The following is a 25321-nucleotide window of genomic DNA, read 5'->3' on the forward strand; positions in this document are numbered from 1 at the left end:
AGCAGGCTCGCTCCCACAGTGGCCCTGAGTCGTACGCAACATCTAAGTACGCCACTGTTCCCGTCGGGCGGCGATGCAGGCAAGATGAAGACCTGCAAGTCAGAACACAGGAAGCTGATCGTGACCGAAGCGTTTATTGTCGTTCAAACCGCCGAACAAGCCGTGGATCGTCTGGCGGCCCTGCACGAGCGTGCGACCACCGCGCTGAACCAGGCTCTGATGCGGTATCTCAAGGACCGCGTCGAGCCGGATGCCGAGCAGCGTGCATTGTTTCGTTATCCCGCCCTGCGCCTGACCTATCACTGCCACGGTGAAGTCCCGCAAACCACGCGTGCCTATGCCAAGGTCCAGTTGCCCGGCACCTACAGCGTCACCGTCACTCATCCCGCCGCGTTCCGTAAATATCTGCTGGAACAGCTGGTCCCGCTGATGCACGACTTTACCGTCACCGTGGAAGTGGGGGTCAGCGAGCAGAACATTCCGTACCCGTACGTGGTGGAGCAAGGCGACGAACTGGCCGGCTCCGGCGTGACCGCCGCCGTGCTGGCGCGGGTATTCCCCAGCACCGACCTGTCGGCCGCCACCGATGGCATCGCCGACGGCCTCTATGATTGGGAAAACACCGACCCGCTGCCCCTGGCGCTGTTCGACGCCGCGCGGGTGGATTTTTCCCTGCGCCGGCTGGTGCATTACACCGGCAGCGACTGGCGCCATGTGCAGCCGTGGATCCTGCTGACCAACTACCACCGCTACGTCGACCAGTTCATCGTCCATGGCCTGGAGCAACTGCGCAGCGACCCGCGTTTCGTGCGCATGGTCCTGCCGGGTAACGTGATCATCGACAAGAACATGGAGCACAGCGAAGCGTCGGCCATCGCTGCCGGCGTGGTCTGGCACCGCTACCAGATGCCGGCCTATCACTTGCAGGCCAGCGACGGCCATGGCGTGACGCTGGTGAACATCGGTGTCGGCCCGTCCAACGCCAAGAACATCACCGATCACCTGGCCGTGCTGCGCCCGCATTGCTGGCTGATGATCGGCCATTGCGGCGGGCTGCGGCAGTCCCAGACCATCGGCGACTACGTGCTGGCCCACGCCTACATGCGCCGCGACGGGATCCTCGACCGGGTGGTGCCGCCGAATATTCCGATTCCAGCCCTGGCCGAAGTGCAGATGGCGCTTCAGCAGGCCGCGGCGAACATCACTGGCGAGAAGGGCGACGAGCTGAAAAAACGCCTGCGCACCGGCACCGTGCTGACCTACGACGACCGCAACTGGGAATTGCGCTGGGCCCAGGAACGGCCGCTGATCAACCTGTCCCGCGCCGTGGCGGTGGACATGGAAAGCGGCACCATCGCCGCCCAGGGTTATCGCCTGCGGGTGCCCTATGGCACGTTGCTGTGCGTCTCGGACAAACCGTTGCACAGCGAGATCAAATTGCCGGGCTCGGCCAACGCGTTCTATGAGCGAGCGGTCAACCAGCACCTGAAAATCGGCATCGCGGCGTTGGACCTGCTGCGCACCGAACTCAACTCGTTGCACTCACGCAAGCTGCGCAGCTTCGACGAGCCGCCGTTCCGCTGATGTCCTGTTGAAGGGGGATGGTGGTTATTTAACGGTCGGGCCACTAGCATGGTCGGCCCTGACCGTTAGATGTTGTATTTGCCATGCCCCGTCCTCCACGCCCTGCTTCCCGTCGCCCTGGCACGAAGCCTGCAATCGCCGCACCGCGCCGTGTGGCCAAGGCTCCGCCGGCCGAGCCGAAGCTGATCCTGTTCAACAAACCCTTCGATGTGCTGACGCAATTCAGTGACGGTGAGGGGCGGGCGACGCTCAAGGATTTTATCGACATACCGGGCATCTACCCGGCCGGACGCCTGGACCGGGACAGCGAAGGCTTGCTGTTGCTGACTAACGATGGGCAGTTGCAGGCGCGTATTGCCGACCCCAAGCACAAATTGGCCAAGACCTATTGGGTGCAGGTCGAGGGTGAGCCGAGCGCTGAACAGTTGCAGCGTTTGCGTGATGGCGTGGAGTTGAACGACGGCATGACGTTACCGGCCGAGGCGCGCCCATTGGACGAACCGCAATTGTGGCCACGCAACCCGCCGGTGCGTTTTCGTAAAAGCGTGCCGACGAGTTGGTTGGAATTGGTGATCCGCGAAGGCCGCAATCGCCAAGTGCGGCGGATGACTGCCGCAGTGGGCTTGCCGACACTGCGCCTGGTGCGGGTCAGGATTGGCGACTGGACACTCGAAGGGCTCGACCAGGGCCAGTGGAAAGAAGTCCCGGCGCGCTTATAACGCGCCGGATTCGATCAGGCCGATCACCACGCTCTTGATGATGAACGCCGCCACGCCGAGGCCCAGCACGAAAAACAGGATGAACGAGCCAAAACGCCCGGCCTTGGACTTCTTCGCCAGGTCCCAGACGATGAAACCCATGAAAATGATCAGGATGCTGACCAGGCCGGTCATCATCCACTCTTCGAAGACAGCAGGATCCATCAGGACACTCCGGCGTGGGCAGGATTGAAAAGGCGGGGCGAGTATAAGGCATGGGGGGCGGGTGGAGGATTGGCCTGCGGCGGTGTGTCGCAGCTATTCATCGTGAACCCGGATTCAGCAGTGCCAAATTGACTGTGGGAGCGGGCTTGCTCGCGAAAGCGGTCTGTCAATCAGCAAAAATGTTGAATGTGCTGTCGTCTTCGCGAGCAAGCCCGCTCCCACAGTAAAACTGTGTAGAGCATGAAAGCGGTCAGCTACGCAGATGCGTCAACGGCAGTTCAGTGCTGTTAAGCACCTGGTTCAGCACAAAACTCGAACGCACGCTGGTAACGCCATCGATCCGGGTCAGGTGCCCCAGCAGCAGTTTCTGGTAATGATCCATGTCCGGCACGACGACCTTGAGTTGGTAGTCGGCGTCCATGCCGGTGACCAGGCTGCACTCCAGCACTTGTGGCAGGTTGCGGATGGCGGCTTCGAAGTTCTCGAAACGCTCGGGAGTGTGGCGGTCCATGCCGATCAGCACATAAGCCGTCAGGCTCAGGCCGAGCAGCTTGCGGTCGAGCAGGGCGACCTGGCGGGTGATGTAGCCGTCATCCTCCAACTGCTTGACCCGCCGTGAGCAGGGGGAGGGCGACAGGCCGATGCGTTCGGCCAGTTCCTGGTTGGAGATGCGCGCGTCACGTTGCAGTTCCGCCAGAATGCTCAGGTCGTAACGGTCGAGTTTGCTCATCGGTCGGGCCTTTATCTTGATAATTGCGGCGGATTATCTATCCGGGGTTAAAAATTGCGCAAGTGATGTTTATTTCCGCAATCTTCGCAATCATCTATCGGCGCCCCAGGCTTATGCTTACCACCAAGATCACTGCTCGGACAAACAGTCCAGTGCAGCCCGCCCAATCAGGCCGGCTGCGGCCGCAGTACCCACCGGTACTGGCAGGCCCCCGAGCTGCACACCGTCCAGAAGACGGCGTGAGGTGAGCCGACGTCATAAGCGTCGCGCACGGACGAAATTCTCAAGGGGAGGCCGACGGGCCTCCCTTTTTTAATGCCTGCGAAATAAACCCCGTGGCTGATAATCTGTCGCAGAACCGGCCTGGGCTTTCTCAGTCTTATCATCAGGCCTTGAACCGTTGTGAGGAATTTCATGAAGTCGCGCATCTGGCGTTTGGCAGGTGTTGGTCTGTTGTGGGCAAGTGTCAGTGCGCAGGGAATGGCCGACGATCAGCAAAACCGTGGCGGCCCGGACGGCGGTCGCGGGCAGGACGGTCGTGGCGGCAACGGCCAGGGTTACTCAGGCCAGCCACGGCCGCAGGGCAACGAGATCATTCGGGGCGACAACAGTCGTCAGTTCGAGGTCAAGCCGCATGACCCAGGCGGACAGCACTACGATCGTCCTCCCCAGGACCCTAACGTTCATGGGCGGCCGCCGCAGCCGCAACCTGGCAACCACCTGCCGATCCAGGGTCGGCCCGACAGCGTGACCCAGACCCGTGAACCGCAACCGGGCTACTATCGCGATATCCCACGGCGCAATGATGGTTATCCGAACGCAGGTCCGCGACCCGACCATGACGGCCGTCCCGATCAGCCTTGGCCCGGTCGGCCGGGTGGGCATGGCAACGGTTGGGGCCCTGGGCCGCAGTACCGTCCGGGTTATGTGATCGACCGTTTCCCGGATCGCAACTACCGTGTGCCCTATCGCGGCCAGGATTATTTCTACTCAGGCGGCTACTGGTATCGCCCGCAAGGGCCGCGTTATGTCGTGGTCGCGCCACCGCGTGGCATCCGTACCCGTTACTTGCCCGATTATGCCAGGGAAGTGTGGATCGGCAGCTCGCTGTTCTTCCTCGCTGCCGGCGCTTATTACATCTACGAAGCCAACACCCAGGATTACGTCGTGGTCGATGCGCCGGCCGCCAACCCGCAGCCGCAACCCCAGGGCAACAGTTTCGACGTAGTGGCCTATCCCGCCAACGGCCAGCCGCCCGAACAGGTCAATCAGGATGGCTACGACTGCTATCGCTGGGCAGTGCAGCAGAGTGGTTTCGACCCGCGCAACTACACCTACCCACCGACACCGGAAGTGGTGCAGACCTATCGCCAGGCCCAAGGCAGTTGCTTGAGTAGTCGTGGGTATCAGGTGATGTACTGATTACTCGAAATAGAAAAAACAGCTCCCTGTGGCGAGGGAGCTTGCTCCCGCTGGGCTGCGCAGCGGCCCTAAGATCTTGCGGTCGCTGCGCAACCGAGCGGGAGCAAGCTCCCTCGCCACAGGTTGTGTGTTCAAATCTCGAGCATCAGGCGCTGGCGCGCTTCACCACTTCCGACGGATCGGCGTGCACCAGCACTTCGGCTTTCGGATAAGCGCGGTGGATCGCATCGGCGGCCTGGTCGCTGATGCCGTGGGCCACTGACAGGGTCAGTTCCCCCGGCAGCTCCAGGTGCAACTGCACGAACCAGTGGTTGCCGGAAACCCGCGTGCGCAGGTCATGGGCGCCGAGCACGCCGGGCACCGCGCAGGCCAGTTCCAGCATGCGCTGGCTGACGTCGGGCGGCAGTTCTTCATCCATCAGCACGGCGAAGCTTTCCCGGGCGATCTGGATGGCGCTCCACAGGATGTACGCCGCGATCCCCAGGCCGAACCAGGCGTCGAGTTGATACCAGCCCAACCCTGCCAGTACCAGCGCCACCAGGATGCTGCCGTTGAGCAACAGGTCCGAGCGATAGTGCAGCGAGTCGGCGCGCACGGCGTTGGAGCCGGTGGCGCGGATGACCCGATGCTGCAACGCCAGCAGCGCCAAGGTCAGCACCAGGGAAAACACGATCACACCGACGCTGAGCCAGGGCGCGTCCACCGGCACCGGCTCCTTCAGGCGTTCGAAGGCCTGCAAGGCGATCAGTACCGCACTGCCGCCGATAAACAGCGCCTGGGCCATGCCCGCCAGGGATTCGGCCTTGCCGTGACCGTAGCGATGGTCATCGTCGGCGGGACGCAAGGCGTAATGCACCGCCAGCAGATTGAGCAGCGAGGTGACGCCGTCCAGCGCCGAGTCGGTCAGGCCGGCAAGCATGCTCACCGAACCGCTGAGCCACCAGGCGAAGGCCTTGGCGACAATCAATGTCAGTGCCACGGCCACCGACGCCCGGGTGGCCAGGCGCAACAGGCGAGCGTGTTCGGTGCTGGTGGTCATGGCGCGGTCGTTCCTTCAGTCGCGTCGGTCATGCGGCCGGTTTGAGACCGAGGGCAGCCAGTTGTTGTGCGCTGCCCTTGTGTTGGATCAGGCGCGGATCGTCCAACGGAAAGCTGCGGCCCAGTTCGCGTTCCAGGATCGCCTGCAGTTTTTGGTTATTGACGGTGCCATCGGGGTTGATGGCCGGCTTGAGCTTCTCGGGCTCGATCTGGACGCTGCGGCCCGGTTCGAAATAAATGGCACCGGTGGCAAAGTCCACGGCGAACGCGATCAGGCCAGGGATGATGTAGAACAGCAGGCCGACGGCATCGAGGGCGGCGATGGCCGGGTCGATCTTGCCGTCGATCTGGCCGCGACGGTCCGGGTAGAAGATCGAGCCACAGGCGCTGATCTGGGTCAGCAGGGTGGCGACCAGGACGCCACCGATCACGCGAAAGGGAATACGCATAGCAATCTCCTGAACAGGTAGAGGCGTTGCTGGTTGGAGTCCAGACCACGCTAAACAGTTCGCCGTTATACTCGGCCCTCTGTTTTGGAGCCAGCATGATTTCTTTGCCGATTGATGAAGTTTTACCCGCCCTGCGCCAAGCCTTGGCGTTGCGCCACGAAGCCGTGCTCGAAGCGCCGCCCGGTGCCGGTAAAACCACCCGTGTTCCCCTGGCCTTGCTGAACGAGCCGTGGCTGGCCGGACAGACCATCCTGATGCTCGAACCCCGGCGCCTGGCGGCACGGGCGGCGGCCGAACGGCTGGCCAGCGAGCTGGGGGAAAAGGTCGGCGAGACGGTCGGCTACCGGATTCGCCTCGACAGCAAGGTCGGGCCCAAGACCCGCATCGAAGTGGTCACCGAAGGCATTCTCACCCGCCGCTTGCAGGACGACCCGGCGCTGGAAGGCGTGGGGCTGCTGATTTTCGATGAATTCCATGAACGCAGCCTCGACGCCGACCTGGCCCTGGCCCTGAGCCTCAACGGTCGTGAGTTGTTTCGCGACGACCAGCCGCTGAAGATCCTGTTGATGTCCGCCACCCTGGAAGGCGAGCGCCTGGCCGGGTTGCTGGGCGACGCGCCGATCCTGCGCAGCGAAGGCCGCATGTTTGCGGTGACGGTGCGCTGGGGCCGGCCGTTCCAGCCCGGCGAGTTCATCGAGCCGCGCCTGGTGCAGACCGTGCTCGACGCCCTGCACGATGAAACCGGCAGCGTCCTGGTGTTCTTGCCCGGGCAGGCGGAGATTCGCCGGGTGCATCAGCAACTGGCCGAGGCCTTGGGTGAGGGCGGCAATGTGTTGCTCTGTCCGTTGCACGGCGAACTGGACCTCGCCGCCCAACGCGCCGCCATCGACCCGGCGCCCCCCGGCCAGCGCAAAGTGGTGTTGGCCACCAACATCGCCGAGACCAGCCTGACCATCAACGGCGTGCGGGTGGTGATCGACGCCGGACTGGCCCGGGTGCCGCGTTTCGATCCGGGCAGCGGCATGACCCGTCTCGACACCCAGCGCATTTCCCGGGCCAGCGCCACCCAGCGGGCCGGTCGTGCTGGGCGCCTGGAACCGGGTGTGTGTTACCGGTTGTGGTCCGAAGATCAGCATGAACAATTGGCCGCTTACGGCAGCGCGGAGATTCTGTCGGCGGACCTGGCCGGGTTGGCCCTGCAACTGGGGCGCTGGGGCGTGACGCCGCAGCAACTGGTCTGGCTCGACGTTCCGCCTGCCGCTGCGTATGCCCAGGCCCAAGACCTGCTGCAACGCCTGGGCGCGCTGGAGGGTGAGCAACTGACCCGCCACGGCCAGGCCATGGCCGAACTGCCGGCCCACCCGCGTATCGCCCATCTGCTGTTGCGCGGCCAGGCGCTGGGCCTGGCAGACATGGCCTGCAATGTCGCCGCACTGTTGGGCGAGCGCGACATTCTCCGTGGTGCCGGCGCGGACTTGCACAGTCGCCTGGCCTTGCTGTCGGGCGAAGAACGCGCCGCGCGGGGCGCCCAAGGTGGGGTGCAACGGGCCCGGCAATTGGCTCGGCAGTATCGCGGCTACCTGCGGGGCAAGGCCGAAGAGGCCGTGGCCGATCCCGATCATCCGCGCTGGCTCGGCGCCTTGCTGGCATTGGCCTACCCGGACCGTGTCGCCCAGCAGCGCCGGCCCGGCGGCGCGGAATATCGTTTGGCCAATGGTCGTGCGGCGCTGTTTGCCGAGGCCGACAGCCTGATGAAACAGGCGTGGCTGGTGATCGCCGATTTGGGCAGTCGCCAGGGCCAGCGCGAAGAGCGAATCTATCTGGCGACGGATTTCGACCCGACGCTGTTCGATTCGGTGCTGGCCGAGCAAGTGCGCACCGTGGACCAACTGAATTGGGACGAGCGCGAAGGCGTGCTGCGGGCCGAGCGCCAGCGCAAGGTCGGCGAGCTGGTGCTCAGCCGCGAACCGCTGACCGGCCTGGATGAGTCAGCCCGTAGCCAGGCCTTGGTGAACCTGGTGCGGCGCAAGGGCCTGGAATTATTGCCCTGGACCCCGGAACTGCGGCAATGGCAGGCGCGGGTGGCGCTGCTGCGGCGCATGGACCTGGACGCCAAGGGCGAGAGCGAATGGCCAGACGTCAGCGACGGCGCCTTGCTGGACAGCCTCGAGCATTGGTTGATGCCGTATCTGGGCCGCGTCTCGCGCCTCAGCCATTTCGCCAACCTGGACGTGTCGAGCTTCGTTCACAACCTGTTGCCCTGGCCCCTGCCGCAACGCTTGGATGAACTGGCGCCGCACCATTTGAACGTGCCCTCGGGCTCGTCGATCCGCCTGGACTACAGCGAGCATCCACCGATCCTCGCGGTGCGCCTGCAGGAACTCTTCGGCCTGGCCGACACCCCGCGCATTGCCGGCGGCCGGCAGGTGGTCAAGTTGCACCTGCTGTCGCCAGCGCGGCGGCCGGTGCAGGTGACCCAGGATTTGGCGAACTTCTGGCGCAGCACCTATGCCGAGGTGAAGAAGGACCTCAAGGGGCGTTATCCCAAGCATTACTGGCCGGACGACCCGCTGGTGGCCGAGGCGACGGCGCGGGTCAAGCCGCGTAAGTAATTGGGGCCGAGACAAAACCTTTGTGGGAGCGGGCTTGCTCGCGAATGCGGAGTGTCAGTCAATAATTTATGTAACTGACCCACCGTATTCGCGAGCAAGCCCGCTCCCACAGTTGTTCGGTGATGGGGCTCAAATCACGGCATCGCCGGCAACAGGAACCGCGCGATCACCGGCAAGTGATCGGAGATGCGCAAGGTGTCGTCCTGCCTTACCTGGGCCTGGACCCGTTTGATGTGCGGGCTGTAGAACAGGTAGTCGACGGTGCGGTCGGGGCCGTTGAGGCCGGGGTCGTTCGGGTAGTGGGTCAGCCAATGTTCGCGGTCGATGCCGCTGGCTTCGTTGTTGGTGGGGATCATCGGGTATTTGTCCCACAGCAGGTGCAGCGGGCTGTCGGCGGCGTAGGGCGTGCGTTGCTCGGACGGCAGGCGCCGGTACTGGCCCAGGGGCAGCAGGTTGAAATCGCCACCGATCAGCCAGGGCGTGCCCGCGGATTCGAATTTATCCACTGCCTTGGTGACGGCGGCGATTTGCTTGGGCAGGGTGTCGTCCGGCTCGGTGGCCCGTTCCAGATGGGTGTTGAGCACCGCCAGTTGGCCGCCGTCGCTCAGCGCCAGATAACTCACCAACAAAGCGTTTTTTGGCTGGAACTGACGGCTGATGAAGTTGGCGTCGGCCACCGGCAGTTGCACCCGTTCGGCATGGTCGATGCGGTAGCGACTCAGGGTCGCCAGTTGCCGGCCGACACTGCCGAAGATGCGCGGGTTGGGGATGAAGTCGGCTTTCCAGTCGAAGGCGCTGGTGCCGCACGGATAGAGGTCGGCCAGGCGTTCCTGTAGCAGCTTGAGCTGGTCCTGGTAATCGCTGGCCTTGGCGCCCTTGTCCAGTTCCTGGAGCAAGACGATGTCCGGTTGTTCGTCGCGAATGACCCGGGCCACTTCGTCGAGGCTGAAGGCCATGTCCTCCAAGGTCGGGCTTTCATCGTCGCCCTGGGCCAGGTCGTGCCAGAACACGTAGCGCTTGCCGGCGAGGAACTGGACGTTCCAGGTCATCACCTTCAAGGCCTGGCCGGGCACCAGCGCTGCTGCGTTGGCCGTGCAACTGACGGGCAGTGCTTCCCGGGCCTGGGGGCGCCAGGTCAGGCCATAGGTTGCAAAGGCACCGATGCCGACAATCAACAGCAGGCCCAGCAAGGCGTGGCGCAGTAGACGGGTCATGGCTTGGGTTTTTCTGCAATCAGCATGAACATTCGGAACAACACCACGGTGGTGAACAACTGCAGGAAACTGTGGAGGCTGTCGACCAACAAGCTGATCAACGGATTCTGCGGCGGCGGATACACCGAGACGCTGGCACCCTTGAGCAACCACAGCGGGACCATGACGGCCAGGATGCAGAGCAGGATTCGCCAGAAATGGCCTCGACTCAGGCGCGCGCTTTCCTTCATGGCGGCCAGTGGCGCCAGGCCTTTCAACACCAACAGGTATTCACCGAAGGCCAGGACGACCATCAGCCACAGCCCAGGCAGGAAGTACAAGGAAATGCCGATCAGAATCAGCAACGTGTTGAGAGCGGTCAGCAAGGCAAAGCGCGGCCACTGGAGCAGGGCGGCGGCAAGCAGGTCTCGCGTGCGTGGCGCTTCACCACGGCTGCGGGCATCGAGGAACAGAATCAGCGCCGCGGTGTACAGCGGATAAACCAATAACCCAACGATTACGCTGTAGCCGGAAAAACCGTCGGCCCCCAGGGCGTTGTCCACCCCTTGTTGCAGCACGGCTTCAAGTATCACCAGCGGCAGGCACAACTGGGCGATCCGGCCCAGATGGCGCTTGAAAAAATACAAGGAGTCACGCAGTACTTCTAACGGATTCATGGGTCGGTATCGCAGTTCAAAAAAAGCGGTCCGACACTTTACCCATCAGGTGACCGCAGAAACAAACGTAAACATCAGGTAAAGACCATTGAAAGCTTTTCGACGCGCCCCATTACTGATGGGCACCGGTCTTCGGGATCGGAATGGTTTCTACCCGGCAATCGAATGAGGTCGCCATGAACAGCGAAGAACAAACCCTGATCGATGGACTGTTTTCACGGCTGCAACAGGCCGAAAAGGATTCAGCCCCGCGCGATGCCCAGGCCGAGGCGCGGATCAAGGAGCACCTGGCGAGCCAGCCAGCGGCGGGCTATTTCATGGCCCAGGCGATCCTGGTGCAGGAGGCCGCGATCAAGCGCCTCGATGAGCAGAACAGGCAGCTCTCCCAGCAGGTCGAGCAGTTGCAGGCCGAGCTGCAACAGGCTCGCAGGCAAGTGCCGGCGTCCAGCGGTGGCGGTGGTTTCCTCTCGAGTATTTTCGGCGGTAGCCCACGGGACTCGCGCCCGGCGAGCGCACCGGCCTCCAGCGGTGGTGGTTGGCGCGAACCGGCACCGTCGTCCTTCAATGCCCCGGCGCAACAGGGTTTCGGCGCGCCGTCCGGCAATTATGGCGCGCCGCAGCAGCAGGCGCCGGCAGCGGGCAGCTTCCTCGGCGGCGCGCTGAAAACCGCGGCGGGCGTGGCCGGTGGCGTGATGCTGGCCCAGGGCATCAGCAGCCTGTTCCACAGCAACCAGCAACCGCAGGAAATCGTCGAGATCCTCAAGGAAGAACCGGCGCAACCGGTCAGCGACACCACAGACAGCGGTTGGGGCGATGACCAGCGTATGGCCGATAACGACGCCTACGGTAACGACCCGGGCGGGTTCAGCGACGCGGACTACAGCGACGATTCATCTTCCTTCGGCGACGACGACTCCTTCGTCTGAGCTGCCATTCGTCCGGGGCGCCCAGGCGCCTCGGGCCGATTATTCGCGGAACAATCCCTCTGGCTGGCATACTGGGCGACTTTTCGGCCCTGGTGGTCTGCCTGCGTGTGCATCCAAGAGGAAACGCGGTGAAAAAAATTGCAGTGTTCGCCGATGTCCAGAACCTCTACTACACCGTGCGCCAGGCTTATGGTTGCCATTTCAACTATGCCGCGCTGTGGGCCGATGTCAGCAAACAGGGGCAGATCGTCGAGGCCTACGCCTATGCGATCGATCGCGGTGACAGCAAGCAGCAGCAGTTCCAGCAGATCCTGCGCAACCTGGGTTTCATCGTGAAGCTCAAGCCCTACATCCAGCGCAGCGACGGCTCGGCCAAGGGCGACTGGGACGTGGGCATCACGCTGGACATCATGGACGCCGCCGACCACGTCGATGAAGTGGTGCTGGCCTCCGGCGATGGCGATTTCGACATGCTGCTCGAACGCATCATCAACAAGCACGGCATCCAGGCCGTGGCCTATGGCGTGCCGGGGTTGACCGCCAACTCGCTGATCCGCGCCGCCAGTCGCTATGTGCCCATCGAAGGCGCGTTGTTGCTCAAGAATTGATTTTCACGGAGTTCAAAAGGTTTGGAACGCATCGCAGTCATCGACTTTGAAACCACCGGCATCACCCCGAGCAGCAGCTGCCGGGCCACTGAAATCGCAGTGGTGATGCTCGAACAAGGCCGGATCGTCGACCGCTACCAGAGCCTGATGAATGCCGGTGTACGCGTCCCAGCCTTCATCGAACAACTGACCGGCATCAGCAACGCCATGTTGCGCAGCGCACCGTCGGCGGAACAGGTCATGAACGAGGTCAACGAGTTTGTCGGCACCACGCCGCTGCTGGCCCACAACGCTGCGTTCGACCAGAAGTTCTGGGATTTCGAACTGGGACGCATCAAGCGCACCCGCTTGCAGAATTTTGCCTGCTCACTGTTGCTGGCCCGGCGCTTGATGCCGGCGGCGCCGAACCACAAGCTCGGCACACTCAACGTGTTTGCCGGCTTGCCCCACACCGGCCAGGCTCACCGGGCCATGGCCGACGCCGAAATGGCCGCCAACCTCACCGCGCACCTGGCTTCGGAGCTGCGGCAAAAGCATGGGCTGCGGGCGTTGTCCCATGATCTGCTGTGCAGTTTGCAGAAGGTGCCGGCGGCGAAGATCAGCGAGCACCTCAAGCGGCATCGCGGGTTCTAAGCACACCACAAAACCCTTGTGGGAGCGGGCTTGCTCGCGAATGCGGTGTGTCAGTCGCATGTTTACGTACTGACACACCGCATTCGCGAGCAAGCCCGCTCCCACAGTTTTGATTTGTGTTGGGCCGTCTATTTGCCATTCCCTTCCAACTGCCCCAACGGCACGCGCTTTTCAATGGCGCTGGACAGCACGATCGAGGTCTTGCTGAAGCCGAACTTGGCGATGCGGTTGATCAATTCTTCCAACTCGGGCATCGAGCCGACTGCCGCTTGCATGATCACGCATGGATCCCCGGTGACCCGGTGGCATTCGGTCAGTTGTGGGATCTTGCACAGTTCATCGTAGGTCTTCTGGTTGCCGTGCTGGTTCATGCGCAGTTCGATGACGCATTGCACTGGCAGGCCGATCTTGGCCATGTCGACCTTGGCTTGATAGCCGGTGATGACGCCGCTGGTTTCCAGTTTGCTGACCCGCTCAGCCACGGCCGGGGCTGACAGGTTCACTTTGCGGGCCAGTTCAGCGTAGGACGCACGACCGTTTTCCAACAAGGCACTGAGCAGCATGCGGTCGTATTTATCCACAGGTAGGCTTCCAAATGACGTGACTTTCGAAAGCGCGATTTATAGCGCCGAACGCCGTGTTTTGAAAAGTGTATGGCTTGGATAAACAGGTTTTGTAACTTAAATTCCGTCTGTCGCCTTTCTAGAATAACGTCTCTCATTGTCCTGACTTCGAGTTGAACATGCCTGGCACACGCCGTTTTCCCCTGCCCTTGATCGCTGCCTTCTTTGCCTTGTACATCATCTGGGGTTCGACCTACCTGGTGATTCGTATCGGTGTAGAGCATTGGCCGCCGTTGCTGCTGGCCGGGATTCGTTTTGTGCTGGCCGGTTCGCTGATGTACGGCTTCCTGCGCTGGCGTGGGGCGCCGGCACCGACCTGGGCGCAGTGGAAGGCCGGGGCGATCATTGGCGTGCTGCTGCTCAGTTTTGGCAATGGCGCGGTGAGTGTCGCCGAGCACACGGGCGTGGCGTCCGGGGTCGCGGCATTGGCGGTGGCGACGGTGCCTTTGTTTACCCTGTTGTGCGGCTATTTCTGGGGCGCGCGTAATACGCGTCTGGAATGGGCGGGCATTGTGCTGGGATTGATCGGCATCGCCATGCTCAACCTCGGTTCCAATCTGCAGTCCAGCCCGTTGGGCGCGACCTTACTGGTGTTCGCGGCGGCGTCCTGGGCCTTTGGCTCGGTGCTGAGCAAACATTTGCCGTTACCGGCCGGGGCGATGGCCAGTGCCGTGGAAATGCTGGTGGGCGGTGTGGTGCTGTTGATCGGCAGCTTCGCCAGCGGCGAACACCTGGACAGCATGCCGCCGCTGGAAGGTTGGTTGGCCTTGTTCTACCTGATCGGCTTCGGTTCGATCATCGCCTTCAACGCCTACATGTACCTGCTCAAGCATGTGCGCCCGGCGGCGGCCACCAGTTATGCCTACGTCAACCCGGCCGTGGCGGTGCTGTTGGGCATCGTGTTTGCCGGTGAAACCATCGGCATGGAGGAGGCCCTGGCGATGTTGGTGATCATCAGTGCCGTGGTGTTGATCGGCTTGCCGCAGTGGCGCAAGCCCAAGCCTGCGCCGGCCGCCGCCTGATTTAGGGTAAACTGCCGCGCATTGCACACCTTGCGCTGATTTTTCCTACGGTACTTCCATGACTTTCGCCACCCTTGGCCTGATCGAACCCTTGTTGCGCGCCCTCGAGACGCTCGGCTACCAGACCCCGACCCCGGTTCAGGCCCAAGCCATGCCGGCGGTGCTCGCCGGTCGCGACCTGATGGCCGCGGCCCAGACCGGCACCGGCAAGACCGCCGGTTTTGCGGTGCCGCTGTTGCAGTTGCTGACCACTGAAGGGCCGAAGGTCGCGGCCAACTCGGTGCGGGCGCTGATCCTGGTGCCGACCCGTGAACTGGCTGAGCAGGTCCATGAAAGCGTGCGTCAGTACGCGCAGAACCTGCCGCTGAGCACCTACGCGGTCTACGGCGGCGTCAGCATCAACCCGCAGATGATGAAGTTGCGCAAGGGTGTCGACCTGCTGGTTGCCACGCCGGGTCGCTTGCTCGATCTGTTCCGCCAGAACGCGCTGAAGTTCAACCAGTTGCAGACCCTGGTACTGGACGAAGCCGACCGCATGCTCGACCTGGGCTTCTCCGAGGAACTGGCGAATATCTACAAGGCGCTGCCGAAGAAACGCCAGACTCTGTTGTTCTCGGCGACCTTTTCCGATGCGATCCGCCTGTTGGCCGGGCAGATGCTCAACGATCCGCTGAGCATCGAAGTGAGCCCGCGCAACGTCGCCGCCAACACCGTCAAGCAATGGGTGGTGACGGTGGACAAGAAGCGCAAGGCGGAACTGTTCGTGCACCTGATGCGCAAGAATAAGTGGAAGCAGGTGCTGGTCTTCGCCAAGACCCGCAACGGCGTCGATGCGCTGGTGGAAAAACTCCAAGGCCTGGGCGTCAACGCCGACGGCATCCACGGGGACAAACCCCAGGCCACCCGCCAGCGGGCGCTTGACCGCTTCAAGGCCAGCGAAGTGCAGATCCTGGTCGCCACCGACGTCGCTGCTCGTGGCTTGGACATCGAGGATTTGCCGTTGGTGGTGAACTTCGACCTGCCGATCGTCGCCGAAGATTACATCCACCGTATCGGCCGTACCGGTCGGGCGGGCGCCACCGGGCAGGCGATTTCCCTGGTCTGCGCTGACGAGGTGAATTTGCTGTCGGCCATCGAGATGTTGACCCGCCAGACGCTGGCTCGCCAGATGGAACAGGACTTCGAGCCTGAGCATCGGGTGCCGGACACCGATGCCAGCGGCCAAGTGATCAAGAAGCCGAAAAAGCCGAAGAAACCGAAAACCTCCGGGGGTGGCGGCAAGCGCAACCTGGGTAAGTGGGTGGACAGTGGCGACGCTGCGCCTGTGGAACCTTCGGTCAAGCCTGTGCGAAAAGTGCCGGTGTTCAATACTGGGCCGCGTAAGCGTAAGCCTTGATGGTCTGCTCTATCTGATAAACCGCTATCGCGAGCAGGCTCGCTCCCACAGTTGATAGGTGTACGCCGTCAATGTGGGAACGAGCCTGCTCGCGATGGCCGCGCCTAGGTTTCAATCCAGTCGCTGTAACCACTCCACCATCCCCAACCCCGCCGCCCGGCCGCTGGCAAAGCACGCCGTGAGCAGGTAGCCGCCGGTCGGCGCTTCCCAGTCGAGCATTTCCCCGGCGCAGAACACGCCGGGCAGGTGCTTGAGCATCAGGCGTTCATCCAGGGCCTCGAAGGTCACGCCACCGGCGCTGCTGATGGCTTCGTCCAGGGGGCGAGGCTTCACCAGGGTGACCGGCAGGGCCTTGATCGCCTGGGCCAGTTGCGCCGGGTCAGTGAAACACTCGGCCGGCGTGAGCTCGCGCAGCAGCGCCGCCTTGACGCCGTCGATCCCCAACTGGCTGTGCAAATGCTTGGCCATCGAGCGTGAGCCGCGCGGTTTGTTCAAGGCCTGGAGGATTTTATCCACAGGCCGGCCCGGCAATAGGTCCAGATGAATAGTCGCGTGGCCATGCTGGTTGATGGCTTCACGAATGGGCGCCGACAGGGCATAGACCAGGCTACCTTCGAGGCCGGTGACGGTGATCACGCATTCGCCGAGGCGCGGCACATCGTCGTTCAGGCCCATGGCGATGTTTTTCAGCGGGGCGCCGGCGAATTTGCTGATCATCAAGTCGCTCCAGGCCTCGACCTCGAACCCGCAGTTGCTTGGTTGCAACGGCGCCAGCGCCACGCCGCGTTGTTCCAGCGGTAGCATCCAGGCGCCATCGGAGCCCAGGCGCGACCAACTGCCGCCGCCCAACGCCAGCAAGGTCGCCTGGGGGCGCAAGGTTTTTTCGCCTTCCGGCGAGGCGATGCGCAAGCTGCCGTCGGGGTTCCAGCCGAGCCAGCGATGACGGGTGTGGATCACCACGCCTGCATCGCGCAGGCGCTTGAGCCAGGCGCGCAATAGCGGCGCGGCCTTCATGTCGGTGGGAAATACCCGCCCGGAGCTGCCGACAAAGGTGTCGATGCCCAGCCCGTGGATCCAGGTGCACAACGCGTCCGCCCCGAACGTTCGCAGCAGTGGCGCGAGGTTGGGCGCGCGTTCGGCGTAGCGGGACAGGAAGGCCGGGAAGGCTTCGGAGTGGGTGATGTTCATGCCGCCCACGCCGGCCAGCAGGAATTTGCGGCCTACCGATGGCATGCCGTCGTACAGATCGACCTGCAAGCCGGCCTGGCTCAACACCTCGGCCGCCATCAGGCCGGCGGGGCCGCCGCCGATGATGGCGATGTTTGGGGGGGAGGGCTTGGCGGTCGAGGTCATGATCTGGGCTGCGGGGCTGGAATTGGCGAGGCATTCTACCAGCACACATTCCTGTGGGAGCGGGCTTGCTCGCGAATGCGGTGTGCCAGTGACATAAATATCGACTGGCGCACCGCCTTCGCGAGCAAGCCCGCTCCCACAAGGGAATGCAGGTGTTCTTGAGAACTCTGATCAAAAAACAGCCAAGCCTCTGCAAGCCATAGGCAACATAGCCTGTAGGCCGTTTCGCTCAGGTTATCCACAAGCCGCTCCACAGGCATTGTGGGTAAAGCCCAGGTTTCAGTGACAACCTGATGACGTCCAGACCCTTTGTGCGCTGTGGTGCAGGATCCCGTGGCGGCGGGCCAGGGCCTGGCGATCCTTGCTGTAGCCACCGCCGATCACTCCAACCACCGGGATGTCGCGCCCCAGGCAATGGCGCATGACGCTCTCGTCCCGGGCGGCGAGGCCTTCGTCCGTCAGCTTCAGGTAACCGAGGGCGTCATCCTTGTGCACATCGACGCCGGCGTCATACAGCACCAGGTCCGGTTGATAGAGCGGCAGCAGGTAGTTGAGCGCATCGTCCACCACGTTCAGGTAAGCGGCGTCGCCCATGCCCATCGGCAGCGGGATGTCCCAGTCACTTTGCGCCTTGCGTGCGGGAAAATTCTTTTCGCAGTGCAAGGAAACTGTCACGGCGTCCGGGGTGTCATGGAGTATTCGAGCGGTGCCGTCGCCCTGATGCACATCGCAATCGAAAATCAGCACCCGCGACACCCGGCCGCTGGCCAGGAAATAACGGCTGATCACCGCCAGGTCGTTGAAAATGCAGAACCCGGCCGGGTGGTCGTAGTGGGCGTGGTGGGTACCGCCGGCCAGATGACAGGCCAGGCCGTGTGCGAGGGCTTGCTCGGCGGCCAGGAGCGAACCGCCGACGGCGCGCACCGTCCGGCGGGCCAGGGCCTCGCTCCAGGGCAGGCCCAGTCGCCGTTGGTCTTCACGGGACAGCTCGCCGCCCATGTAGCGCTCGATATACGCTCGGTCGTGAGCCAGGGCGAGAATGTCCGGCGGACACAGTGAGGGGCGCAACAGGTCCGCATCGCGGGTCAGGCCGCTCTCCACCAGGTGGTCGCGCAACAGGCGAAACTTGTCCATGGGGAAGCGGTGTTCCGCCGGGAATTCGGGGCTGTAGTCTTCGTGATAGATCAGCGGTAGCGGCATGGTGTTTTCAGTGGTGATTGAGCCACGAATCCTACCAGCGATGTAGACTCTGAGGGCATGGAGGGGAGTGAAGATGGAGCCGATACTGGAACTGGAAAGCGCACGGCTGATATTGCGGCAGTGGCGCGACGATGATTTGCCGGCGTTTGCGGCCATGTCTGCCGATCCGCAAGTGATGCGTTATTTTCCGGCACCCTTGAGTCGCCTGGAAAGCGCAGCGTTGATCGGCCGTGTGCGCGGGCATTTTGCCGAGCATGGTTTTGGCTTGTGGGCGTTGGAGCGCAAGGACACCGGGGCTTTCATTGGCTTTACCGGGCTGGGCGTGGTCGGGTTCGACGCGCCGTTCACGCCAGCGGTGGAAATCGGCTGGCGCCTGGCGCGCGAGCATTGGGGGCTCGGCTATGCCAGCGAAGCGGCGTGGACCGCGCTGCGCTGTGCCTTCGACCGCCTGGGGCTGGATGAAGTGGTGGCGTTTACCGCTGTGGATAACCTGCCGTCGCAGAAAGTCATGCAGGCCATCGGCATGCGGCATGATCCTACCGACGACTTTGAACACCCAAAACTCGCGGTCGATCATCCATTGCGTCACCATGTGCTTTATCGCATCAATCGTGAGCAATGGTTGCAGACCCTTCACGGTTAGCCGACACGGACGTTTACAATGCCCGCCAGAATGGCCTGGGCCAACAATCGATCCACCGCCGCAGCGTAGACTGCGCGGTTTTTGCGCTGTGTGAGGAAAGTCTGAATGAGCCACGTGTTGGAAGATCTGGTCGACCTGCTGACCCTGGAACCGATCGAAGAGAACCTGTTTCGCGGTCGCAGCCAGGACTTGGGGTTTCGCCAGCTATTCGGCGGCCAGGTACTGGGCCAGTCGTTGTCAGCGGCCAGCCAGACCGTGGAAGAGGCGCGCCATGTGCATTCGATGCACGGTTATTTCCTGCGTCCAGGCGATGCCGCGCTGCCGGTGGTCTACCAGGTGGACCGGGTGCGTGACGGTGGCAGTTTCAGCACCCGCCGAGTGACGGCGATCCAGAAGGGCAACCCGATCTTCACCTGCAGCGCCTCGTTCCAGTATGACGAGCAGGGTTTCGAGCACCAGAGCACCATGCCGCAAGTCGTCGGCCCGGAGAACCTGCCGTCCGAGCTGGAGCTGACCCAGCAGCGCGCGCACCTGCTGCCCGAGCACATGCGTGAAAAACTGCTGTGCCCCAAGCCGATCGAAGTCCGCCCGGTCACCGAAAAAGATCCGTACAACCCGCAACCGGCCGACCCGGTGAAATACGTGTGGTTCCGTGCCGATGGCGCCTTGGCCGACATCCCGGCCCTGCACAAATACCTGCTGGCCTACGCGTCGGACTTCGGCCTGCTGACCACCTCGATGTTGCCCCACGGCAAATCGGTGTGGCAGAAGGACATGCAGGTCGCCAGCCTCGATCACGCGTTGTGGTTCCACGCTGACCTGCGCGCCGATGACTGGTTGCTCTACGCCATGGACAGCCCGTGGGCCGGCAATTCCCGTGGTTTCTCCCGTGGCAGCGTGTTCAATCGCGCTGGGCAACTGGTGGCGTCGGTCACCCAGGAAGGCCTGATTCGCCACCGCAAGGACTGGGCATGAGCCTGGCCGAGGTTCGTCACTGGGTGTTCGACATGGATGGCACGCTGACCATCGCCGTGCATGATTTCGCGGCGATCCGCGTGGCCCTGGCGATTCCGGCCGAAGAAGACATTCTCACTCACCTGGCAGGTTTGCCCGCTGAGGAGGCCGCGGCCAAGCATGCCTGGTTGCTGGAACACGAGCGGGACCTGGCGCTGGGCTCCAAGCCTGCGCCGGGCGCGGTCGAATTGGTGCGCGAGCTGGCCGGGCGCGGCTATCGCCTGGGGATCCTGACCCGCAACGCCCGTGAGCTGGCCCACGTGACCCTGGAGGCCATCGGCCTGGCGGACTGTTTCGCGGTAGACGATGTGCTGGGTCGCGACGAAGCACCGCCCAAGCCGCATCCCGGTGGCCTGTTGAAACTGGCCGAGGCCTGGAACGTGGCGCCCGACACGATGGTGATGGTGGGCGACTACCGCTTCGACCTGGATTGCGGACGTGCGGCGGGGGCACGGACGGTGCTGGTGAATTTGCCGGACAATCCATGGCCGGAGCTGACGGATTGGCATGCGCGGGATTGCCTTGAGTTGCGGCGGATGTTGTCGGCTTGAGATTTGTGTGAACGGGTTAATCGCTTTCGCGAGCAAGCCCGCTCCCACAATGGATCTGCGGTGGATATGGATTTTGTAATCGACAGAGATCCCCTGTGGGAGCGGGCTTGCTCGCGAAAGGGCCTCCCCAGTCGCAACGAGGCTCACTGCCCAAACAACACCCTCAGCCCCTCCGGCGAATTGAACATCCCATCCCCATCGTGCCCGACCCCGGGCACCTCGATCAGCCGCTGGTTCAGCCCCTCGGGATGGCGCCGGGTCAGGTAGTCGAAAAAGAAATGCCCACGCAGTAACCGATACGCCCCCTGGGTCTGTGCTTCACAACCCTTGTCCAACGCCGGATGCTCCGGGTCGATGTCCTGCTGCCCGAGCAGATAAACGATATCGCGCTTGACGTAGTTTTCCTCCAGCTGGGCGGGCGTTCGCCCAGCGGCATAGGCGGGCAGGTCCTGCAGGCCGTATTTCCAGCGGTTGAAGCCCGGGCAACTGGCGGCGTCGAAGGCCATGGGCCGTTGCGCATCGAAATAGGCATAAGACGAGGGGTTGGCGATGACGAAGTGCGGGTTGATCCGGTATTGGCCTTGGGCGAGCAGGGCATAGCGCTGCACGACCTGGGCGCCGCCGGAATGACCGGCGATGACGATGTCCTTTACTTCGGGAAATTGCTGCCGGTCACTGACCCGCGCGACGATGTCGTCGAGGACTTGGAAGGAGCTGACCGGGTTGGGCCCCGTGGACAGGCCTCCGGCCATCCAGTCATTGCCCTGCCAGCGCAGTAGATCATTGGGCAACGTGTGGCGAGCTACGTCCTGCTCGTTGAGGAATTGTGGGGCGATGACCAGCGTCGTGCCCTGTTGCCCGGCCTGTTCGGCCGCCTTTTCGGCGCTGTGCAGGTAGGTGTCGGCGTTGCGCAGCCGACCATGAAGGATGATCAGCACGCGTTGAATGGACGCCGGGGGCGGGCTGACGGCGACGGCCATGGCACCGCCCTTGAGTTGCAGGCGTCCCTGGGCGATCACGTTGACGCCGTGTTCATCGGCCTGGGCAGCGGCGCAGCACAGCACCAGCCCGATCAACGCCCACCCCTTCATCTACAGGGTTTTCGCCGCGAAGGTGTCGCACTGACTGACCTGGCCCTGGGCGAAGCCGGTCTTGAACCAACGCACCCGCTGCGCCGATGTACCGTGGGTGAAGGAGTCCGGCACCACGCGGCCCTGGCCTTGCTGCTGCAAGCGGTCGTCACCGATGGCATTGGCGGCGGTCAAGGCCTCTTCGATGTCGCCCGGCTCCAGCCAGTTCAGGCGTTTCTGCGCATGGTTGGCCCAGACCCCGGCCAGGCAATCGGCCTGCAACTCCTGGCGCACCAACAAGCCACCGTCGCCTTCCATCTGCCGGCCTTGCTGGCGTGCTTCCTGAATTTTCGCCGACACGCCGAGCAGCGTCTGCACATGGTGGCCGACTTCGTGGGCAATGACGTAGGCCTGGGCAAAGTCGCCGGCGGCGGCAAAGCGTTGGGACATTTCCTTGAAGAAACTCATGTCCAGGTAGACCTGCCGGTCCGCCGGGCAATAGAACGGCCCGGTCGCCGAAGAGGCCAGGCCGCAGGCCGAATTGACCCGGCCGCTGAACAACACCAGTTTGGGCTGCTGGTACTGGCGTCCGGCCTGCTGGAAGACTTGGCCCCAGGTGTCTTCGGTATCGCCGAGGATCGAGCGCACGAACTCGGCCTGTTCGTCGTTGGCCGGTGGCGCCTGGCGGGTTTGTGACGTGGCGGGTGCGGACTGGTCCATCTGCCCGGCCAGTTGCCCGAGAATCTGCATCGGGTCCTGGCCGGTGATCCAGCCGATGCCGACGATCAGGAGAATGGCCGTCAGGCTCAATCCCTTGCCGCCGCCAAAACGCATTCCGCCACCGCCCCCACCATCACCACGGGCGTCCACCACGTTGTCACTGCGGCGACCTTTTTTCCATAACATGTGGGAGATCCTCTAAATGACGCTGCGAGAAATGACTGCTGTGGCGGTGAGTCTAGCTTTTAGGCGCCCAAGGTGCGCGCCGCGCTTGTGCTGTCAGGCAACGGACACGGGTTTTGGTTCATCGAAGTGCCGATCCTGCCTGGCGCCGGAATTTTCATTACACTGCCGATTCAGAACTTATCGGCATGCTCGCTGGCCCAACAACTGCATCGTGCGTCACGGCCCTTATATCAAGCAACGCAGGTTTCCCTCATGACCGTCAGCACACCGCTCTCCGGCGTCAATCAGGCTTTCAAGGGCATCGTGCTTATTCTGGTCGCAACGTTCCTGTTCTCCAGTCATGACGCGTTGTCCAAATACCTGTCCGGTTTTTATCCGATCGTCATGGTGGTCTGGGCGCGTTACGTGGTGCACACGTTGTTGATGGCGGGTATTTTCCTTCCACGCTCGGGGCTACGGGTACTGCGTACCAAGCGCCCGTTGTGGCAGTTGGCCCGGGCGTTGTGCCTGCTGGGCACCAGTCTGTTTTTCACCACCGCGTTGATGTTCATACCTCTGGCGGAGGCGACGGCGGTCAACTTCCTCGCGCCCGTGCTGGTGACCGCGCTGTCGGTGCCATTGCTGGGCGAACGGGTGACGCGCGGTCAATGGATCGCGGTGATCTTCGGTTTCATCGGGGTGTTGATCATCGTCCATCCCGGCGGCGATCTGTTCACCCCGGCGGTGCTGTTACCGTTCTGTTCGGCACTGTTTTTCTGCTTCTACCAACTGCTCACGCGCAAGCTCAGCGAGATCGACAGCCCGACCACCAGCAATTTCTTCGCCGGCCTGTGCAACACGTTGGTGATGAGCGCACTGGTGCCGTTCTTCTGGCAAGTGCCGAGCCTGACGCACGGGGCGATGATGTTGGCACTGGGGGCCTGCGGGATGACGGCGCACCTGATGCTGACCCAGGCCTTCCGCTTTGCCGCCCCGGCGCTGCTCGCGCCGTTCGGGTATTGCCAGATCGTGTTTGCCGGCCTGCTGGGCTGGTTGTTGTTCAACCACACGCCGACGCTGACCACCGTGGTGGGCATCGTCTTGATCTGCTTGAGTGGGTTGGCGGCGGCGTGGCAACAGCGGCGGGCGTAACCGCTAACAAACCCTTTTGTGGCTAGCACAGCACTCTCTGGGCTAGCACAGCCCCTGTGGCCAGCACAGTCCTCTGTGGGCTAGTACAGCCCCCAGTGGCGAGGGAGCTTGCTCCCGCTGGGCTGCGAAGCGGCCCTCGCTTTTATGCGATTGCTGCGCAATCGAGCGGGAGCAAGCTCCCTCGCCACAGGTGAATCGCTGCCCGTTAGCGTGTGGACAGTCAGTTTTCCAGCGTAGGCACCTTGCGCGGCGCCATGAAGTACAGCCAGGTCAGGGCAATGAAGTACATCGCCGGAATCAAGGTGAACAGCACCGTGTAATTGTTATTGGTGATCGTGAGAATGTGGCCCACCAGTTGGGTCATGAACATCCCGCCGATGGCCGCGCACATGCCGCCGAAGCCGAACACCGTGCTCATCATGTGCTTGGGCGTGTAGTCCATCACCAGGCTCCAGATGTTGGCGGTCCAGGCCTGGTGCGCGCCGATGGCCAGGGAAATGGCGAACACCGCCATCCACAGGCTGCTGGAACCCGCGGCCATGATCACGCCGATGATGCAGCAGGCGAACAGCAGCATGGACACCAGGCGCGCCTTGATCGGGTCGAGGCCGCGGCCGATCAGGAACGACGACAGGATCCCGCCGCCGACGCTGCCGAAGTCGGCGGTGAGGTAGATGATGATCAGCGGGATGCCCATCTGGGTCACGTTGATGCCCAGGTTGTATTGCTGGTTCAGGAACGGCGGCAACCAATAGAGGTAGAACCAGAACACCGGCGCGGTGATCGAGTAGGCCAGGGCGAACGCCCACGTGCCGCGCATGCGCAGGATGCGCGAGAACGGTATGCGGATCGGGTCCGGTTCGTCCTGGGCCTGGATGTAGTCCAGCTCCGACTGTTTGACGGTGGGATGGTCTTCTGGGTTGAAGTACTTCAGGCCCCAGAACAGCAGCCAGATCCCGCCCAGCGCGGCCATGCACAGGAACGCCGCCTGCCAGCCCCATACGTGCAGGACCAGTGGCAGGAGCATCGGCGTGAACATCGCACCGACGTTGGTTCCGGCGTTGAAAATACCGGTGGCGACCGCCCGTTCGCCCGCCGGAAACCACAGCCGGGTGGTCTTCACGCAGGCCGGGTAGTTGGCGGCTTCGGTAAGGCCGAGAATGAAACGGCAAACCATGAAGCCCACTGCCGACGTGGCCAGACCGTGGGCGCCGGTTGCCAGGCTCCAGAGCAGCACGGCGCAGAAGAACACGCGCTTGACGCCGATCCGGTCGATCAGTCGCCCCTGCAACACGAAGCCGATGGCATACCCGACCTGGAACCAGAAGTTGATGTTGGCGTAATCCATCGCCGTCCAGCTCATTTCCTTGGCCAGGATCGGCTGCATGACGCCCAGGGCGGCGCGGTCGATGTAGTTCAGGGTGGTGGCGAAAAACACCAGGGCGAGCATGCCCCAACGGGTCTTGCCCACGGCCATGGCGCCGCGGATCTTGTCACCGACGCTGCCGGTGGAGGCACCCAGGCCAGGGGCCAGGCGGGAACTTTGGGAGGGAATCATAGCGTGTACCCGTTTTTGAAATTCTTATGGTTGGTCTGGGTCTGTCCATCGAGATTGGC

25 protein-coding genes are annotated in these 25321 nt (G+C 63.0%); 13 read left to right on the forward strand and 12 right to left on the reverse strand.

Going from position 1 to position 25321, the window contains the following annotated elements:
• The first annotated feature begins 84 nt into the window (after positions 1–84).
• Positions 85–1584, forward strand: a complete 1500-nt coding sequence (gene amn, locus J3P88_RS04290) for an AMP nucleosidase (protein WP_186706611.1) — start codon at positions 85–87, stop codon at positions 1582–1584.
• A 152-nt stretch (positions 1585–1736) separates the two neighbouring features.
• A complete protein-coding gene (locus J3P88_RS04295; RefSeq protein WP_207967024.1) occupies positions 1737–2303 on the forward strand; it encodes a pseudouridine synthase in 567 nt (188 codons plus the stop codon).
• On the opposite strand, the gene J3P88_RS04300 is transcribed toward J3P88_RS04295, so the two are convergent.
• Entirely contained in the window at positions 2298–2507 is a 210-nt protein-coding gene (locus J3P88_RS04300; protein WP_003228500.1) for a DUF2788 domain-containing protein, read from the reverse strand. The two genes, J3P88_RS04295 and J3P88_RS04300, sit on opposite strands and share 6 nt — an antisense overlap.
• A 250-nt stretch (positions 2508–2757) precedes the next feature.
• On the reverse strand, positions 2758–3237 hold the full coding sequence (locus tag J3P88_RS04305) for an Lrp/AsnC family transcriptional regulator (RefSeq protein WP_003185723.1): 480 nt from the start codon (positions 3235–3237) through the stop codon (positions 2758–2760).
• A gap of 414 nt (positions 3238–3651) precedes the next feature.
• Between J3P88_RS04305 and J3P88_RS04310 the strand changes: the two genes are divergently transcribed.
• Positions 3652–4659: a DUF6515 family protein gene (locus J3P88_RS04310; protein WP_434574168.1), complete on the forward strand. Its 1008-nt coding sequence runs from the start codon at positions 3652–3654 to the stop codon at positions 4657–4659.
• Positions 4660–4804: 145 nt separating this feature from the next.
• Here the strand turns inward: J3P88_RS04310 and J3P88_RS04315 are convergent, their stop codons facing one another.
• Together J3P88_RS04315 and J3P88_RS04320 are read right to left on the reverse strand one after the other, a co-directional pair.
• On the reverse strand, positions 4805–5698 hold the full coding sequence (locus J3P88_RS04315; RefSeq protein WP_186706549.1) for a cation diffusion facilitator family transporter: 894 nt from the start codon (positions 5696–5698) through the stop codon (positions 4805–4807).
• A gap of 28 nt (positions 5699–5726) precedes the next feature.
• Positions 5727–6146, reverse strand: a complete 420-nt coding sequence (locus J3P88_RS04320) for a hypothetical protein (RefSeq protein WP_053125612.1) — start codon at positions 6144–6146, stop codon at positions 5727–5729.
• A 95-nt stretch (positions 6147–6241) separates the two neighbouring features.
• Between J3P88_RS04320 and hrpB the strand changes: the two genes are divergently transcribed.
• A complete protein-coding gene (hrpB, locus tag J3P88_RS04325; protein WP_434574171.1) occupies positions 6242–8758 on the forward strand; it encodes an ATP-dependent helicase HrpB in 2517 nt (838 codons plus the stop codon).
• Positions 8759–8892: 134 nt separating this feature from the next.
• Here hrpB and J3P88_RS04330 read toward each other — a convergent pair whose 3' ends face one another.
• Positions 8893–9972, reverse strand: coding sequence for an endonuclease/exonuclease/phosphatase family protein (locus J3P88_RS04330; RefSeq protein WP_434574172.1), 1080 nt, complete (start codon positions 9970–9972; stop codon positions 8893–8895).
• Positions 9969–10628, reverse strand: a complete 660-nt coding sequence (locus J3P88_RS04335) for a YciC family protein (RefSeq protein WP_186706546.1) — start codon at positions 10626–10628, stop codon at positions 9969–9971. The genes J3P88_RS04330 and J3P88_RS04335 overlap by 4 nt, the downstream gene beginning before the upstream one ends.
• A gap of 176 nt (positions 10629–10804) precedes the next feature.
• On the opposite strand from J3P88_RS04335, the gene J3P88_RS04340 reads away from it, so the two are divergent.
• The 3 genes from J3P88_RS04340 (at position 10805) to J3P88_RS04350 (ending at position 12795) form a co-directional block, all read left to right on the forward strand.
• A complete protein-coding gene (locus J3P88_RS04340) occupies positions 10805–11554 on the forward strand; it encodes a DUF2076 domain-containing protein (RefSeq protein ID WP_434574174.1) in 750 nt (249 codons plus the stop codon).
• A 128-nt stretch (positions 11555–11682) separates the two neighbouring features.
• Positions 11683–12162, forward strand: coding sequence for an NYN domain-containing protein (locus J3P88_RS04345; protein WP_053125603.1), 480 nt, complete (start codon positions 11683–11685; stop codon positions 12160–12162).
• A gap of 21 nt (positions 12163–12183) precedes the next feature.
• Complete coding sequence (locus J3P88_RS04350; RefSeq protein WP_434574176.1) at positions 12184–12795, forward strand: 3'-5' exonuclease; 612 nt, start codon at positions 12184–12186, stop codon at positions 12793–12795.
• A 128-nt stretch (positions 12796–12923) separates the two neighbouring features.
• On the opposite strand, the gene J3P88_RS04355 is transcribed toward J3P88_RS04350, so the two are convergent.
• Complete coding sequence (locus J3P88_RS04355) at positions 12924–13376, reverse strand: Lrp/AsnC family transcriptional regulator (protein WP_053125600.1); 453 nt, start codon at positions 13374–13376, stop codon at positions 12924–12926.
• A gap of 161 nt (positions 13377–13537) precedes the next feature.
• Here J3P88_RS04355 and yedA point away from each other — a divergent pair, with 161 nt between their 5' ends.
• Both yedA and J3P88_RS04365 read left to right on the forward strand, forming a co-directional pair.
• Positions 13538–14440: a drug/metabolite exporter YedA gene (gene yedA, locus J3P88_RS04360; RefSeq protein ID WP_434574179.1), complete on the forward strand. Its 903-nt coding sequence runs from the start codon at positions 13538–13540 to the stop codon at positions 14438–14440.
• Positions 14441–14498: 58 nt separating this feature from the next.
• Positions 14499–15836, forward strand: a complete 1338-nt coding sequence (locus J3P88_RS04365) for a DEAD/DEAH box helicase (protein ID WP_434574181.1) — start codon at positions 14499–14501, stop codon at positions 15834–15836.
• Positions 15837–15947: 111 nt separating this feature from the next.
• Here J3P88_RS04365 and J3P88_RS04370 read toward each other — a convergent pair whose 3' ends face one another.
• Both J3P88_RS04370 and J3P88_RS04375 read right to left on the reverse strand, forming a co-directional pair.
• Positions 15948–17189, reverse strand: coding sequence for a TIGR03862 family flavoprotein (locus tag J3P88_RS04370; protein WP_434574183.1), 1242 nt, complete (start codon positions 17187–17189; stop codon positions 15948–15950).
• A 279-nt stretch (positions 17190–17468) separates the two neighbouring features.
• Positions 17469–18389, reverse strand: a complete 921-nt coding sequence (locus J3P88_RS04375; RefSeq protein ID WP_186706540.1) for a histone deacetylase family protein — start codon at positions 18387–18389, stop codon at positions 17469–17471.
• 73 nt (positions 18390–18462) lie between these two features.
• Between J3P88_RS04375 and J3P88_RS04380 the strand changes: the two genes are divergently transcribed.
• The 3 genes from J3P88_RS04380 (at position 18463) to J3P88_RS04390 (ending at position 20597) form a co-directional block, all read left to right on the forward strand.
• On the forward strand, positions 18463–19032 hold the full coding sequence (locus J3P88_RS04380; protein WP_434574185.1) for a GNAT family N-acetyltransferase: 570 nt from the start codon (positions 18463–18465) through the stop codon (positions 19030–19032).
• A gap of 105 nt (positions 19033–19137) precedes the next feature.
• Entirely contained in the window at positions 19138–20007 is an 870-nt protein-coding gene (tesB, locus tag J3P88_RS04385) for an acyl-CoA thioesterase II (protein WP_039594097.1), read from the forward strand.
• Complete coding sequence (locus tag J3P88_RS04390) at positions 20004–20597, forward strand: HAD family hydrolase (protein WP_434574188.1); 594 nt, start codon at positions 20004–20006, stop codon at positions 20595–20597. Before tesB ends, J3P88_RS04390 begins: the two co-directional genes overlap by 4 nt.
• Before the next feature lie 143 nt (positions 20598–20740).
• Here J3P88_RS04390 and J3P88_RS04395 read toward each other — a convergent pair whose 3' ends face one another.
• A complete protein-coding gene (locus J3P88_RS04395; protein ID WP_434574190.1) occupies positions 20741–21688 on the reverse strand; it encodes an alpha/beta hydrolase in 948 nt (315 codons plus the stop codon).
• Positions 21689–22573, reverse strand: a complete 885-nt coding sequence (ypfJ, locus tag J3P88_RS04400) for a KPN_02809 family neutral zinc metallopeptidase (RefSeq protein ID WP_411385696.1) — start codon at positions 22571–22573, stop codon at positions 21689–21691.
• Positions 22574–22825: 252 nt separating this feature from the next.
• Between ypfJ and J3P88_RS04405 the strand changes: the two genes are divergently transcribed.
• A complete protein-coding gene (locus J3P88_RS04405; RefSeq protein ID WP_434574192.1) occupies positions 22826–23704 on the forward strand; it encodes a DMT family transporter in 879 nt (292 codons plus the stop codon).
• A 220-nt stretch (positions 23705–23924) separates the two neighbouring features.
• On the opposite strand, the gene J3P88_RS04410 is transcribed toward J3P88_RS04405, so the two are convergent.
• A complete protein-coding gene (locus J3P88_RS04410; protein ID WP_434574194.1) occupies positions 23925–25262 on the reverse strand; it encodes an MFS transporter in 1338 nt (445 codons plus the stop codon).
• Positions 25263–25321 lie beyond the last annotated feature (59 nt).

Source organism: Pseudomonas sp. Z3-6 (genome assembly GCF_051131985.1).
Taxonomy (GTDB): Bacteria; Pseudomonadota; Gammaproteobacteria; order Pseudomonadales; family Pseudomonadaceae; genus Aquipseudomonas; species Aquipseudomonas zanjanensis.